15 protein-coding genes are annotated in these 15,467 nt (G+C 37.3%); 3 read left to right on the top strand and 12 right to left on the bottom strand.

The genetic code is table 11. From position 1 onward, the window contains the following. Nucleotides 1-52: 52 nt before the first annotated feature. On the bottom strand, nt 53-781 hold the full coding sequence (locus MHB65_RS01670; protein ID WP_342442288.1) for an IclR family transcriptional regulator: 729 nt from the start codon (nt 779-781) through the stop codon (nt 53-55). A gap of 437 nt (nt 782-1,218) precedes the next feature. Here MHB65_RS01670 and MHB65_RS01665 point away from each other — a divergent pair, with 437 nt between their 5' ends. Beyond that, nucleotides 1,219-2,823: a M20/M25/M40 family metallo-hydrolase gene (locus MHB65_RS01665; RefSeq protein WP_342442287.1), complete on the top strand. Its 1,605-nt coding sequence runs from the start codon at nt 1,219-1,221 to the stop codon at nt 2,821-2,823. Nucleotides 2,824-3,193: 370 nt separating this feature from the next. On the opposite strand, the gene MHB65_RS01660 is transcribed toward MHB65_RS01665, so the two are convergent. From MHB65_RS01660 to MHB65_RS01640, 5 genes are all read right to left on the bottom strand, one after another. Next, the gene (locus tag MHB65_RS01660) at nt 3,194-4,153 is read right to left on the bottom strand and encodes a methyl-accepting chemotaxis protein (RefSeq protein ID WP_342442286.1); all 960 of its coding nucleotides are present in this window, start codon (nt 4,151-4,153) and stop codon (nt 3,194-3,196) included. A 127-nt stretch (nt 4,154-4,280) separates the two neighbouring features. Beyond that, nucleotides 4,281-5,465 carry an NAD(P)/FAD-dependent oxidoreductase gene (locus MHB65_RS01655; protein WP_342442285.1) on the bottom strand — a complete coding sequence of 395 codons (1,185 nt, stop codon included), beginning with the start codon at nt 5,463-5,465 and terminating at the stop codon, nt 4,281-4,283. A 45-nt stretch (nt 5,466-5,510) separates the two neighbouring features. Further along, complete coding sequence (locus MHB65_RS01650) at nt 5,511-5,939, bottom strand: DUF1641 domain-containing protein (RefSeq protein WP_205446557.1); 429 nt, start codon at nt 5,937-5,939, stop codon at nt 5,511-5,513. Between the two features lie 83 nt (nt 5,940-6,022). Beyond that, the gene (locus tag MHB65_RS01645; protein WP_255349861.1) at nt 6,023-6,154 is read right to left on the bottom strand and encodes a hypothetical protein; all 132 of its coding nucleotides are present in this window, start codon (nt 6,152-6,154) and stop codon (nt 6,023-6,025) included. A gap of 106 nt (nt 6,155-6,260) precedes the next feature. Next, nucleotides 6,261-6,929: a Crp/Fnr family transcriptional regulator gene (locus tag MHB65_RS01640; RefSeq protein ID WP_342442284.1), complete on the bottom strand. Its 669-nt coding sequence runs from the start codon at nt 6,927-6,929 to the stop codon at nt 6,261-6,263. Between the two features lie 102 nt (nt 6,930-7,031). Between MHB65_RS01640 and MHB65_RS01635 the strand changes: the two genes are divergently transcribed. Beyond that, nucleotides 7,032-7,823 (top strand): methyltransferase domain-containing protein, encoded by a 792-nt coding sequence (locus MHB65_RS01635; protein ID WP_342442283.1) that lies wholly within the window; start codon nt 7,032-7,034, stop codon nt 7,821-7,823. 495 nt (nt 7,824-8,318) lie between these two features. On the opposite strand, the gene MHB65_RS01630 is transcribed toward MHB65_RS01635, so the two are convergent. The 6 genes from MHB65_RS01630 to MHB65_RS01605 all read right to left on the bottom strand — a co-directional run bounded on the left by MHB65_RS01630 (nt 8,319) and on the right by MHB65_RS01605 (nt 13,084). Next, the gene (locus MHB65_RS01630; protein WP_342442282.1) at nt 8,319-8,615 is read right to left on the bottom strand and encodes an AraC family ligand binding domain-containing protein; all 297 of its coding nucleotides are present in this window, start codon (nt 8,613-8,615) and stop codon (nt 8,319-8,321) included. A gap of 2 nt (nt 8,616-8,617) precedes the next feature. Continuing rightward, on the bottom strand, nt 8,618-9,388 hold the full coding sequence (locus MHB65_RS01625) for an ABC transporter permease subunit (RefSeq protein WP_342442281.1): 771 nt from the start codon (nt 9,386-9,388) through the stop codon (nt 8,618-8,620). Then, nucleotides 9,363-10,424, bottom strand: a complete 1,062-nt coding sequence (locus tag MHB65_RS01620; protein WP_342442280.1) for an ABC transporter substrate-binding protein — start codon at nt 10,422-10,424, stop codon at nt 9,363-9,365. Before MHB65_RS01620 ends, MHB65_RS01625 begins: the two co-directional genes overlap by 26 nt. Before the next feature lie 19 nt (nt 10,425-10,443). Further along, nucleotides 10,444-11,130, bottom strand: coding sequence for an ABC transporter ATP-binding protein (locus MHB65_RS01615; protein WP_342442279.1), 687 nt, complete (start codon nt 11,128-11,130; stop codon nt 10,444-10,446). A gap of 3 nt (nt 11,131-11,133) precedes the next feature. Further along, the gene (locus MHB65_RS01610; protein ID WP_342442278.1) at nt 11,134-11,916 is read right to left on the bottom strand and encodes a class I SAM-dependent methyltransferase; all 783 of its coding nucleotides are present in this window, start codon (nt 11,914-11,916) and stop codon (nt 11,134-11,136) included. A 547-nt stretch (nt 11,917-12,463) separates the two neighbouring features. Continuing rightward, on the bottom strand, nt 12,464-13,084 hold the full coding sequence (locus tag MHB65_RS01605) for a TetR/AcrR family transcriptional regulator (RefSeq protein WP_342442277.1): 621 nt from the start codon (nt 13,082-13,084) through the stop codon (nt 12,464-12,466). 123 nt (nt 13,085-13,207) lie between these two features. Here MHB65_RS01605 and MHB65_RS01600 point away from each other — a divergent pair, with 123 nt between their 5' ends. After that, nucleotides 13,208-15,394, top strand: coding sequence for an MMPL family transporter (locus MHB65_RS01600; RefSeq protein WP_342442276.1), 2,187 nt, complete (start codon nt 13,208-13,210; stop codon nt 15,392-15,394). The last annotated feature ends 73 nt before the right edge of the window (nt 15,395-15,467 follow it).

Raw genomic sequence — 15,467 nt, 5'->3', positions numbered from 1 at the left:
TAACGTCAACATAATATTGACACTAGATGGTTTTTATCTAAGTAAGAAATTATTATATATACCCTAATTCATAGGACAGCTGCTGAGCTGTTTTAATGACTTCCTGTGTTATACTCTCTAATTTTTCCTCATCTGTATCATATTCAAAACACTCTGCACTAATGGCTGCAATTATTTGTTTATTTGAATCAAATATAGGAGCTGCTATGGATACTGTCCCCTTTGTTTTTTCTCCAATGCTTATGGCAAAGCCTTTTTCTCTCACACCATTGAGGTTCTCAATCAATTTTTCTTTCTCTGGCTCCTCAAGTTGTTTCAAAAATTGTTCCTGTACATCGCTTTTAGAAAACGCAAGCAACACTTTATTAGGAGCTCCGATAGGATAAGGGATTTTTTCGCCAATCATATCAATAATACGGACATTTTTAGGACTATCAATTCGATCAATAATAATGGATGCAAACTGTTTGGCGATACTTAAATAGATTGTTTCGCGAACATTATATGCAAGGTTTTCTAACAGAGGATGCGCTTTTTCTCTAATATCCGTCTCGTGATACATTTTCATGCCAAGTTGCAACCATGTATAGCCCAGTCGAAATTCCTTTTTATTCTCATTTCTCTCTACTAAATCAAAACTTTCTAATGTATATAATAATCTGTAAATTGTGCTCGTTGGCAAGTCTGTTTCATTAAAAATTTCCTGCACAGTAAAAAAACGTTTCGGATGCTTCGCCAGTATATTTATAACTAACATAGCTCTTTCGATTGATTGAATCATTACAATTACTCCCTTTCATTTCCCCATATGATCACTATCTTAAGGTTTTTATAGATCCAGTTAGCACTAAGTGGAATCATTATGAAAATAATATTCATGCAACTTATCAAATTTTTATGTACCCTCAAATTTTTACATGTAGCCCCTACTTTTGAATGTAGTTTCATTTTATTTTAACTAATTTTTATGCATATAAATAGATGCTACATGAAATATATACATAGTTCCACTTAATTAGTAAGGAAAATTACGAGTATTCACAAAAATTAAAATTGACAATTTGTTGTTTTCCATTTACGATGAATTTATATTCCACTATGTAGATTTAATTTCATATAGTGAAAAATAAATGACAATAAAAATATTTAATTCCCTTCTAATTTTCTATTTATATCATCTTGAAAGTAAAACATTTTACTATAAAAGGAGAAAAAATAATGAATACTTTTATGTGGGATACACCTGAAAAACTACGTGCCCTCTTATGTGAACTTGTGAGCTGGGAAAGCAGAACATTAACGAAGGGTGAAAATGAATTTGCCTTTCGCTTAAAAGATAAATTGTTAACGCTTCCATATTTTGATAAACACCCGGAATTGATTGAATTACATGATGCAGGACTTGGCAGAAACGCGGTTACAGCCTTCTATAAGCATCCAACGGCAACGGAAACGGTTGTATTAATTAGCCACTTTGATACCGTGCATACGGAGGAATATGGTGAACTAGAGCCGTTAGCCTTTTATCCGGAAGAACTAACGAAAAAGCTACTGGAGCCTAAATACCTAAAAGACTTACCAGAGGCAGCTCGCATTGATTTGGAGTCAGGGAATTATTTATTTGGTCGCGGCACAATGGATATGAAAATGGGTCTTGCCTTACACATGCAGTTAATTGAAAAGGCAAGCTTTGAGCAATGGCCGATTAATTTGATTTTAACAACCGTTCCTGATGAGGAAGTCAATTCTGCTGGTATGAGAGCGGCTGTTGTGGAACTGGTGAGATTGCGTGAACAGCATGGTTTAACCTATCAATTATTTTTAAATAGTGAGCCTTCGTTTTCACAAGGGCCATCGGATACGAATGAATATATTTATTCAGGCACAATTGGTAAAATCATGCCTGCTGCCTTGTTCTATGGAAAAGAGACACATGTGGGTGAACCATTAAAAGGGATGACGGCTACCTTTATCGCCTCCTATATGACACAGCATATGGAGTGGAATCCGCTTTTCCGTGAAACAGATTTAGGGGAAAGCACGCCACTACCCGTCTCTCTACAATTAAAAGATTTAAAAATGGAGTATTCTACACAAACACCATATCGTGCGGCGGCACTTTACAATGTCTTCTTGTTAAAACGGACAGCAGCTGAAGTGATGGCTATTTTTGAGGAAGTTGCATTACAGGCTATGGCTGCTTGCAATGCGCACTATCAGGACATTTGTACACGAGAAAATGTGCAGGGTGTGGGCAAAGTAAAGGTCTTACGCTACGAGGCATTATTGGAGCACGCCATCGATAAATTAGGCGCTGAGGAAGTACAAGCGATTAAGCAGCAGGTTCTGCAACATAGTGCATGGGATGATCGTGAAAAATCCATTCGCATTGTGGATCAGCTCATGATTCGCTGTCAGGAATTAGCACCTGCCACAGTTCTGTTATATGCGCCACCTTACTACCCAGCCATTAATTCATCCAATCATCCATTAGTGAAACAGTCGATTGAATTAATGAAGCAAACAGCTCGGACATTCGATATTGAGGTGGAGCAGATCCACTACTTTAACGGCATTTGTGATTTAAGCTATGTCAACTATTCCGATGCATCCAATGAATGGCTAGCATTTGAGCGGAACACACCAGTATGGGGCGACACGTATCATATTCCATTTAAAGAAATGGCGGCATTACAAGGTCCTGTATTAAATGTCGGTCCATTTGGTAAGGATGCCCATCAAAAAACAGAACGATTGCATGTGGATAGTGCGTTTAAAGAAATGCCTGTCATGATTGATACATTGATTAAAAGTTTATTTTAAGTAAAGAGGAGCTTCATGCAAAAATTGCTTTCACATCCTCCCATCTGAATTGTTACCTACTAATCTAGGATGAACAAAACAGAATTGAAAGAGGTTTTATATGGCGTAATGCTTTACCTTATCCTTGTTTAGGATTGGTCATCGAGTCAGCGTTAGCACAGGTTTAATCGCAGGAGAGTTTTGTGGAAGACCGCGGCTGGTGTTCAAGCCTTTGAAAGATGCGGTATGAAAGATGTAATTGTGGAATGAAATGACTGAAGTTGGCGATTTGAAATAATTAAATGAACCCTGTAGTAGTCACTAAGAAGTTGAGGAGGTGCTATGCAGGGTTCTTGCTTTTTTAAACTTCCATTGAATGAAGTTAGATTATTTATCTTTCTGTTGGGAAATGCTTTACTTGATCGACTGCCTCTAATAATTTTTTCGTCACAATTTCTGATTCATCAATATGGCTTTTTAGTACGCGATTTGTTTCATCAAATAAGGCAGTAGTCGTATTAAATTTATGCATAACATCTTCGTTTGATAGCTTTTGATCTTTGATTGAAGCTAATAGCTCATTAATTCCCGTTTGAACATTCGTCATAATGTGCAGTAATTGATCAATTTTTACTGAGGTTTTAGCGCTTTTGTCAATACCTTCCGTGACAAGCTGCATGTTATTTTTATTATCCTCGTAAGCAAGTCCAATTTGTTCTTCAATTTTCTTTGTTAAATTAGCAATATCTTCTGTGCTAGTTTTCGTGTTTTCAGCTAGTTTGCGAACTTCCTCAGCAACAACTGAAAAGCCCTTACCATGCTCCCCAGCTCTTGCTGCCTCAATAGATGCATTCAAAGCTAGTAAATTTGTTTGATTTGAAATTTCTCCAATAACATTTACAATTTCTGCTATTTGCTTTGAGCGCTCACTTAAATTACTCATGCTTAAAGATGTTTTTTGAGACTGCTCTCCTAACGCATCAATCAGCTGTTCTACCTCCTGGACAGCCTGCTTGCTTTCAACCGATAACGTCATCATTTGATCCGAGGAAGAAATTAATAAATTGCCTTTATCAAGCGCATTTTCAGAAATTTTATTGGATTGAATAGTGCTATCCTCAACTTTATTAAACTCTCCTACAATATCGGCGACCATTTCTCCTAAAATAGTATGCTGATCATTTACCTTGTTATGTTGTTCAATCGTTTCAATGATATCCTTATGTAACTCATTTAAAAAAATTTGAAATTCATGATCTTTCTTGTCCAGCTTTGCATTTAGTTCATCAATTTTAGCCTTAAATTGCTCTATATCTACTTTTTTTGATTGAAACATTGTTAACACAGCCATCACCTCAGAAAATAGAATATTGAATATGTAATTATTTTACTGGATTTAAAGTGATTAATATACATTTTTAGAAAAAAACACTCACTACTAGCAGCTTCATATCGTGATAGTAGTGAGTGTGATGTTTTTAATAGGCTAAACCGAATAAAGCTTTAATATGTGTTAGGTAACGAATATTAGAAGCTTCTTTCATTAATGTTGCAGGAAGGCCTTTAAGCTCTGTGTTGCTCGCACCTATTGTAGCAACAGCATCTTTACGACCTAAGCTTGCAAGTGTACCAGAGTTTACAGCTGAGAATGATTGCATGTCTTGGTTTTTGTATTGTGCAAATACATTATAACCAGCACATTCACCCATTTGCCATGCAACTTGTGCTGTTGGAGCGTATAGTGGACGACCTCCATCAGCTGGTAGTGCAACAGATGCGTCACCAATAACAAATACATCTTCGTGAGATGTAGATTGTAAGAATTCATTAATCGTTGCTTTACCACGATCAGCTGCTAGACCTGATTCGCCTACGATTGGAAGTGGAGCTACCCCACCTGTCCAAACAAGTGTATTTGCAACAATTGGTTCACGATCTTTTAAAGAAATAACGTTGCCGTCAACACCTGTTACTGGTGTACCTGTAATAAATTCTACACCACGTTTTGCTAAGCTTTCAGTAGCACGTTGGATAAGTGTATCCGGAAGCACTGGCAAGATTTTTGGACCAGCTTCAACAAGTTTAATTTTAAGATCAGCAAAATTAACACCGTGTTTTGCAGCGATTTTCGGGAAGTTGTCCACGATTTCACCAACAAGCTCAACACCTGTTAAACCGCCACCGCCAATAACGATTGTTGCATCTGCTTCATCTTTAGATTGTGCATATGCTTTAATGCGGTCTTCAATATGTTTGTTAATTTTATTGGCATCATTTACTGATTTAAGAACCATAGAGTTTTCTTCTAATCCTGGGATACCAAAGAACCCAGTTTGGCTACCTAAAGATACTACAAGTGTATCGTAAGTTAATGTATAGCCATTATCTAGATCAACTTTTTTAGTATCCACATTGAATTTTGATACTTTTGCAATGTGTAGGTCGATATCTAAACCTTTAAAGATTTTTTTAAGTGGTAATGCAACAGCACCTTCTGCAATTGTACCACCTGCTAAACGGTGAAGCTCAGTGATAATTTGGTGTGTTGGGAATTGGTTTACTACAGTAATTTTTGCTTCATCAGCTGATAGATACTTACGTGCTGTTAATGCAGTTAAAACGCCAGCGTAACCTGCACCTAAGATGACGATTTCTTTTGACATGATTAATTAATCCTCCGTCCTTACGAATTGAATTTACCTTGAGTCTTATTTAGCTTTACGTTCTGAGCTTACTTGTAAGAAAGCATTAACAAAACGGAAAACATTTTGAACTTGAGGGTCTTTTAACATTTTCACAAGACCGAATAAGCCAATTACTTCATGGCTTTCAGATGCACGGTCTTTCGCTTCAATTGCAGTTGCTGCAAGGTTTTTCGCAGAACCAACTACAGGACCAGCCATTTCTGTTACTGCTCCAACAGTATCGTTTTTAAGCACTTCGTCTGTTGCAACAGCTTGAGCAAACTCGTATGATTTCGTTAATAATGTCATCATTTCAGTTAACTTTGGTAATTGCTCAACTAAAGTTGTAAGTGATTCTTGAACTTCAGGCTTTAATAATTGATCTAGTACATCTAATTGCTCTTTACTCACAGTTACTTGTTCAGCCTGTGTTTGGTTATTCGTTTCTGACATTTTGAACTCTCCTTTGCCATCACTAGTACTATTTTTTATTGCTTACATGTAAAAAAGACCATTAAGGTAAAACTTAACAGTCGTTACAGCGTATATCTTACACAATCACCAGTCACAAGGGCTGGATAGCGATTCGTATGACTTGTTATTACAATGTTTACTTTAAATCGCAAAAAGCGCATCATAATACCATCCTTATCTTGTCTTGGTGACATTACAACCTTCATTATAAGACTGTTTGTACATTATTTCAATGAGCTATATCACAATTTCGACAATCTTTTCAAAATTCATTGATTTTATCAACTATTAACTGTCTTGCTATAATAAATTTTCCAAAGCATCATAATTTTTAATGATAATTCTTTTTCCTGTCATCTCTATATACCCTTCTTTTTGGAATACAGATAAACGACGACTTAAGGTTTCTCTTGTAGTATTCAATAAGGAAGCTAAATCTTTTTTTGTTAGTGTCAATAGAAATGTGTCACTCTTGGCCAAGGTAGCTGATTTTAAAATAAAGGCAGCAAGTCTTTCACTCACCTCTTTAGAAATAGCTTCACTCAAGTGATTTTCTGTCTCCTCTAAACGTGCAGAAAGCTGGGCAAGCATATGAAACAAGGTAATAGGTGTACCAGCTAATATCTTCATAAGTTCCTCACCATCAAGCGAGCAAATTTCTGTTTTTTCCAGTGCCTCTACTGTCGATTTTTGTGGTTCATCATTAAACAAGGTAACATCACCAAAAAATTCCCCTGCTTCTAATATTCTCATGACATACTCCCGACCATCTGCAGATATATGAGAAACTTTTGCTCGTCCATGTCTTACGATAAATAATTTTTTCTTACGATCACCTGCAAGTAATATAATGTCTCCCTTATCAAAATGATGATGCGTTATAATACGTGAAATTCCCTCCATTTCATGCCCTTTTAGATTTTGAAATATCGGTACCTTTGAGAAGCAATATTGTTTTTGACAGACCATTCATATACCCCCAAATTTGATTTAGATCACATTATCAATTAATACATTACCTATATAATAATGAGAATAATAATCATTTTCAACTAAAGGAGGATTTTATAAATGAAAAAACATACCTTAAATTATGAAAAAATGCCAGGACATTGGCTGCTCGCAAACTTGGGAAAAACAGTACTTCGCCCTGGTGGCATTCAAATGACACGACAAATGCTTAAGCATCTAGCCATTACAGAACAAGACTATGTTGTAGAGTTTGCGCCTGGGCTTGGTATTACCGCAAAAATGACCTTGGAAAAAAATCCTACCTATATAGCGATTGAACGTGATGAGGAAGCTGCTACAAAAGTAAGAAGTTATTTAAATGGGGAAACTCAACGTTGTATTATTGGTAGTGCTGAGCAAACTGGTTTACCAAATACTTGTGCAACTGTTGTATATGGGGAAGCCATGTTGACCATGCAATCTGCTAAACAAAAAAATGCCATTATTAGTGAGGCAAAAAGAATATTAAAGCCTGGTGGCACATATGCCATCCATGAGATGTGTTTGACCCCTTCTACTATCGCTAGTAATCAACGTGAGGATATTCGTAAAGATCTGGTCAATGCTATTAAAGTCAATGCACTACCACTAACAATGGAGGAATGGGAGGATGCTTTAAGGCAACATGGTTTTGTTATAGAGCATGTTGAAACGGCACCTATGCACCTCCTCTATCCGAAACGCTTAATTGAAGATGAGGGGTTATTTGGCGTCCTAAAAATCCTAAAAAATGTAGCAACTAATTCGCAAGCTTGGAAGCGTGTATTGTTAATGCGTAAAACGTTTATGAAGCATAACCAGAATCTGCAAGGCATCTCCATCGTTGCACGTCTGCCGCAACATGGATTATAGTTCTTTAGAATAAGCATATAAAAAGCTCCATATTGAATAGGAGCTTTTCACTTTGTTGAAAAAAGATCATATCACTAGCAGAAAAAGATATTTTAGCAAGGTGAGGGGTTGATTTCCGTTCCGCTGGCTTCACTCCAATCAACCATTCTGTAAAAGTGTCTTTTCCTTTTCTTTCATACTAACAGTAGTGAAAAATGTGGAGAAGTGATGCGTGACAACACCCTCTTCATAAAGAGTAGTGAACACCTTCACTTTATCTGAAAACCTTTGCTAAAAGTTAAATATTTATGGGGTTGAGTGGAAGGCTACTTGACTCCCGTGGGATAGCGAGACAGGCAAAACTCTAAACAGGGCGGTAGCGGTGGAAGCGATTCGGCACTCGCCCACAGGAAAACAAGTAGCCTGCAACGGAAATTCATTTTCACCTTTCACAAAAATTCTATGGATTGTTTTGTTTTTCAACACTATGAAAAGCTCCATATTAAAGTAGGAGCTTTAATTTAATTTAATTACAATAACACGAACGTCTGTAATTGCTTCTAAGCTATGCTTTTCAGATGGTTTTAAGGTTAGAATAGTATCTTGTGTTAAAATTTCCTCTATACCTTCAACAAGAAAGCGAACTTCACCAAATTGAACAATAATTAGAACTTCATTGTCTGTATGATGCTCAGGAATTTCTTCACCTGCACGTAATTGAATGTTCAAAATATCTGCACCATCGATACGCCCTAATTTACCAATATGTTTTGCCTTTTCTTCTAACATTGCTTGAATTGGTATAATTGCCATTGTCATTCCTCCATATTCCATTTCATCATTTTTGCTTTTAATGGGTTTAAGATAAAGCTATCAATTGCTAAAATTACTAACACACTTATCAATGTCCAAGCGAATACTTTATCCGTGTTAATATTGATACGTGCCATGGTTAAAGCAGCACCAATACCACTGCTTGTTCCTAATAATTCAGCCATAATGGTAATTCTTACTGCACCTCCTGCTGCCAACGAACAGGCTGTAAAAAATGGCACCATTAGGCTTGGTAAAATGATGAAGCGTAATGTTTGCCACGTCGATTTTTTATAGACCGTTGCCATTTGTAAGAGTTGAATATCTATTTGACGATAACCATTTGCAATATTCATGTAAAAAGTCGGAAACACTAAAATACTTACGACAAAAATTGGTATGATTGAATTAGTACCAAACCAAACCATTGCAACCACGACCAAAATAATAGGTGGAATACCTAATAAAAAGGCAATAATGGGGCGGAACATTTCGTAGATAACTGCAAATCTACCAGCCAATAAACCTGATAGAATGGCCAACGACATCCCTATTATTAAACCTACTAACATACGAACCATTGTTAAATAAAGTTGATGAAGCAACTCCCCACTAACTGTAATGTGCCATAGTGCGGTTAGTGTTTCATATGGGGAGGGTATTAAAATGCTCGGAAACTTTAAAGATAATAGTGTCCAAATGAGCACGATGCCACAGCAAGTGCTCATTTGAATAATCAAGCTTTTTTTACGGTTCATAATAGAAATCATCATCCGGTAATTGCCCACCAATAATATCTGGCGATAGTGAAGCTAGTTGTTCAAAGAAAAACTCAAGCTCTTCCTTGGCTTCTTGCGCAGTGACAAATTCGATATTTAAATAGGGTAATAATCCTGCAATAAAGGTTGGATCAAGCCCTTCCTGATATGATGCTAATAGCTCGCCAGCAGCTTCAGGGTCATCTTTTAAAAATTGAATAGATTCCTCTATTTTTTCTTGCAGCAATGCTACAGTTTCTGGGTGCTCTTGAATCAATGCCTTATCAACAACAATTCCTGCTTGTGGAATACGTGGAGCCTTTCCTGTTGCTGCTGCCCACTCTTCTTGCAGGCTCATGGATTTTTGTAGGACGATTCCCTCTTTCTTCGCTTTCGCAATAACAAGTGAAGCGGTATGCTCTGGTAATACAGCATACTGTGCTTTGCCTGCTGCTAATAACTGGACAACCTCCTGAGGTGTCGCTGTATATTCCACTGTTAAATCTTTTTCTATATCAAGCCCGTTTTTTTGTAATAAGTATTGAAATACTAATGCTGGCATATCTCCTTTAAATGGTACATGAACTGTTTTGCCTTTTAAATCTTCCCATGCTATTGCTTCACCTTCTGGACCAATGAAATATAAAATCCCCCAAATCAGTGTATTCACTAATTGAATGTCTACACCTTTATTATAAAGGTTAGCACCTACATAGGTTGGGACGGCAGATACTTGCACCTGACCTCCACTGATACGTGCACGTAATTCATCAGGCGTATTCCAAGTTAGAAACTCAACATCCTCTGCACCTTCTAATAATGATTCGTCATCAATCATTTTATAGAGTGGTGCGGCAATGGAAATACCTGCTGGTGCTTGAATAGTCATTTTTTTTGCCTTTGCTACTTCAGATACACTTGATTGGTCAGCAGTAGCTTGTTCACTTTTCTCTGGTTCTTGATTTTGCTTTGTTTCTTCTTTATTGCCACAAGCGACTAAAATCACTGTAAGACATAATAGTAAAAGGCTAAATATAGGCCATTTTTTCATGGTATGTTTTCTCCCCTGTTTAAAGTTGTAATAATTGATATTCAATATTTTTTATATAATCAAAGCTGCGTTGTTTTCTTGGTATATCTAAAATTATTTCCTTGTAAATTCCATCCTTTGCATACGCAATATTGACAATGCGATCTGCCACCGTTGCCGCTTCCTCATAGTCATGAGTAACATAAAACATACCCACATGCTCATTTTCTATTAAAGCAATCAGATCCTGCACAAGTTCTTTTTTTAACCAATAGTCTAATGCTGAAAAAGGTTCATCCATCATAATAAATTTAGGCTTGCATGCAAATGCTCTGACAATTGAGGCTCGCTGCTTCATTCCACCTGATAATTGCTTAGGAAACTTATCAATTTCATTGTTAAGTTTGACACGCGCCAATAGATTCATAATTTGGGCTCTATCTACATTTCCATTACAGCTAAATGTGACATTTTCATATAATGTACACCATGGTAATAGCCTTGGTTCCTGAAATACATAACCTAACTTATCTGTGAAGCATTTAATATGACCTGATGTCGGCTGTAACACATTTGTTGCTAAGTGTAAAAAAGTCGTCTTCCCACACCCTGAAGGTCCAACAATAGCCACTACTTCACCTTCCTGCAAACTTAAATTACAATCTTTAATGATTTGCTTCGTTCCAAAAAATTTAGATACTTGTTGAAATTGAACTGCTGTTTTCATTGATTATCCTTGCTTTTTTGCGATGATGGTAATGTGACCAAAGTGATGGCGAGCATGATCAAAATGCTCAATTATTTCAAGGAAATATTGCTCATCATCCGAATTTTTTCGTGCATTTTCAACTATACGTATTAAACCATCTAAGCCCTCATCTCGAATAAGCCCTACCAAAGATACTAAATGAAGTTCTCCAGTATGCACATCTACAGGTTTGAACCCTATTTTTTCAACTAAATTTCGCCAATTTTGCTTTGATAGTGGCTGTGCCTTTACAATGATGACTTTTCGAAGTGCCTTAATTTCATCAGTAAGAATTTCTTCACTTGACGCTTTAACAACTAAATCGTGTGTGGCTAAGATGCCACCTGGCTTCAAAACTCGCATATATTCAGCCAAAGCCTGTTCTTTTAATTCCTGCGGTAGCATTGTGAGCATCGCTTCATTGATAACCACATCGAAGGTTCCATCGTCGAATGGTAATTGTGTAGCATTCCCTTGCTGAATATGGACGAGATGCTGAACATTTTCACCAATAATATTTTCATTTGCTTTCTGAACTGCCTCTTTATTAATATCGATTCCACTTACTTTAGCATTGTATGTTTTGGCAATATGTATTGCTGTTGTCCCCATATTAGTAGCCACCTCTAGGACATGGCTATTTTCATTTAGCTGGCAAGCATCTAATAGTCGATTCGTTGCCTCTTTTCCACCTGGACGTAAGATTGTCTTTCCTAATTTCGCTAAAAATAGATGTGTTGGTAAACGCTGTTCTGTTGAATTCATTTTTTTCTCCTCCTCTGTCAATAACCAAACTATAAATGAGAACCATTATCAATGTATGTGACCTATATCACAATTAAAGGAGTTACCTCAAATAATGAGATAACTCCTTTCATGTTGTTTGTTGCAAAAAGATGAAGTCAACGGCAGAAAAGGCAACTTGGCAAGGTGAGGGGTTGATTTCTGTTCCGCCAGCGTCCTTTCCAGGGGGCGTCCGATGAGCCGCTCAATCCCCTAGGAGTGATGCGCGACAACACCTCTTCATAAGGAATAGTGAACACCTTCACTTTATTTGAAAACCTTTGCTAAAAAGTCAGTGGATTGGAGTGGAAGGCTACTTGACTCCCGTGGGATAGCGAGACAGGCGAAGCCCTGCACGGAGCGGTAGCGGAGGAAGCGATTCGACGCTCGCCCACAGGAAAGCAGGTAGCCTGCAACGGAAATCCATTTCTACCTTTCAATTAACTGTTTTGTTTTTCAACACTAAGAAAGGAGTTACCCCAAATAATGAGATAACTCCTTTTATAAAAAATCACATAATCATTAAGTTTTATTTATTTTCAACAGACCGCCAAAAGAAATTTGTTACTTCCTTTGCCGTCACATCTACTGAGCCTAGCAAAGTTTTACCATCGCCATCTTTAAAATACCCTACAGTCATCAATGCCATAAAGTTATGAGCGAAAAATTTTGCATTTCCTTTTCGAATTGTTCCCTTTTCCATCTCTACTTGCATAGCCTGCTCTATTGTTTGATACATATCATTTTCGGAGGCTTGGACTTGTTTCAACTGTGATTCCGATAAATTGATAGTCGCCTCTTTCATAAAATTTTTCATATCAATATCGATAGTGGCTGATAAATGAACCTCAACAAGCTGTTCGAGTCGTTCTTTAAATGGTTTAGGCTGCTCTAAAATTTGTAGAATCGATAGCTTGATACGATCCATCATCGCGATTAAAGCAGATGTATATAATTCCCCTTTTGTTGGGTAATAGTAATAGATAGTCGCCTTTGTTACGCTACAAGCTTTTGCTACATCATCCATCGAAATATTTTTGTATCCTTCTTTAATAAAAAGTCTTGTGGCCGTTTCAAGGACAATGTCTTTTGTAGGTTTCGCATTTTCATCATGGCGAGGTCTCCCGAGAACACGCGGTGATTGTTTCAACAAGTTCGCCTCCTTAATTAAGCATTCTTTTTACGCATATTATAACATATTAATATTTATAGATTGATTAATTAACCTTCTAGTATATATAATTAAATCACTTACATGAATGGAGGTCTTCTTATGAAAAAACATCCACTTGAGCAATGGGGCTCAATGGTTGCAAGTAAAAAGGGACGTTTATTAGCACTAGCTTTTTGGGTGTTATTAGTAGTTGTATTATCGTTTGCTTGGCCGCAAATCAATAGCATAGAAAGTGAATCAGGCAAAAACTTACCTGACACTGAAATGTCTGAGCAAGCAGCAGCAATTATTGCAGAGCAATTTCCTAATGATGCTGGCACACCGCTATTGCTGGTTTGGCATCGTGAAAACGGCTTAACATCGGATGATTTTTCAGCCATACAAGGTGTTTACAGCGAGCTGCAAGCAAAGCCCTTAGCCCATCAAACTATGGTTCCACCATTTGATCAAATGCCACCGCAGGCTTTAATGGCTTCCGCTTCCGAAAATGGCACAACAATTGTTACACCTGTATTTTTTGAAAAGGGTGTCGCTACAGATATGCTACAGGATAGTTTAGATAATTTGACAAAGATAATGGAAGGCTATCAAGTACAATTAGATGAGAAATTATCTAGTGATGTACTCCATGTGCGCTATTCTGGACCAGTGGGGATTGCCACTGATGCTGTCAGTTTATTTTCACAAGCAGATGTGAAGCTATTGATCGCAACTGTATTACTCGTTTTGGTACTACTTATTATCATTTATCGTTCTCCATTGCTAGCTATTATTCCTTTAATTGTTGTAGGGCTTGCCTATGGTGTAATTAGTCCAACACTTGGTTTTTTTGCTGATCAGGGATGGATAGATAAGGATTCACAGGCAGTCTCCATTATGACTGTTTTACTTTTTGGTGCAGGTACTGACTATTGTTTATTTTTAATTTCTAAATATAGAGAAATACTCTTTAATGTTGAAGATAAGGCGGTCGCTATGAAGCTAGCTATCAAAGAATCGGGTGGTGCTATTTTAATGAGTGCCCTAACGGTTGTCTTAGGTTTAGCTACCCTTAGTCTCGCCCATTATGGCGCATTTCAACGCTTTGCCGTGCCATTTAGTTTTGGCGTGCTTGTCATGGGAATCGCAGCACTTGTTGTCCTACCTGCTATTCTTGTCCTTATTGGTCGTGTAGCGTTCTTCCCCTTCACTCCACGCACGGAGGAGATGGCAAATAAAAAGGGCAAGAAACAGCATAAGCCTTCACATAAGGTCAGTCATAAAATCGGCCATTTTGTTACCCATAAACCTTGGGTCGTAATTGCTGTAACTGTTATCTTACTTGGAGGATTGGCAGCATTTGTTCCACGTATTCAATATACGTTTGATTTGCTTTCATCCTTCCCAAAAGATATGCCGTCTAGAGAAGGATTTACTTTAATTGAAGAGAATTTTTCGCCTGGAGAGCTAGCACCTGTTCAATTAGTAATAGATACAGAAGGTGCTGATATTAATTTACAGCAACAACTTGAAGCTATCTCTTATATTGATAGTGTGGCAGATGTACAAATTGGCGAAAAAAATAAGTCCATTCACTTGTACGAACTCACTTTCAATGCCAACCCTTATGCAAAGGAATCATTAGCCCATATTCCAGAACTACAAACAGAGGTTATAAAAATGCTGGAGGCACAAGGTCTCAATCATGCTGAGAAACATGTTTGGATTGGCGGGGAAACAGCTAGTCAATACGATACACAGCAAATAACTAAGCGTGACGAGACAGTGATCATGCCAACCATGATTGCCTTAATTGCAGTATTATTATTTGTTTATTTACGTTCTATTACAGCAACTGTTTATTTATTAGCGACTGTTATTATTTCTTACTTTGGAGCATTAGGCGCTGGATGGTTAATCTTGCATCACATCATGGGGGCCGAGGCTATTTCTGGAGCTATTCCATTGTATGCCTTCGTTTTCTTAGTAGCTCTCGGAGAGGATTATAATATCTTTATGATCTCAGAAATTTGGAAAAAGCGTAAAACCACTGACCATTTAACAGCTGTAGAAGAAGGTGTTGTCCGAACAGGAAGCGTTATTACATCTGCTGGACTCATCCTAGCAGGTACATTTGCTGTGCTGGCAACATTACCAATTCAGGTGCTTGTTCAATTTGGTGTTGTGACAGCCATTGGTGTGTTGCTCGATACATTTATTGTAAGACCATTGCTTGTGCCAGCTATCACGACAGTACTAGGTAAATATGCTTTTTGGCCAGGTAAGTTATTTAAAAAAGATGCCTAAATAGATAACACGGACATTAGCTAAGTATGATTGTCATACTCGCTAATATCCGTGTTTTTATATTAATACTATA

Source organism: Lysinibacillus sp. FSL K6-0075 (assembly GCF_038592945.1).
GTDB lineage: Bacteria > Bacillota > Bacilli > Bacillales_A > Planococcaceae > Lysinibacillus > Lysinibacillus fusiformis_F.
This window is presented reverse-complemented; position numbering and strand designations above follow the sequence as displayed.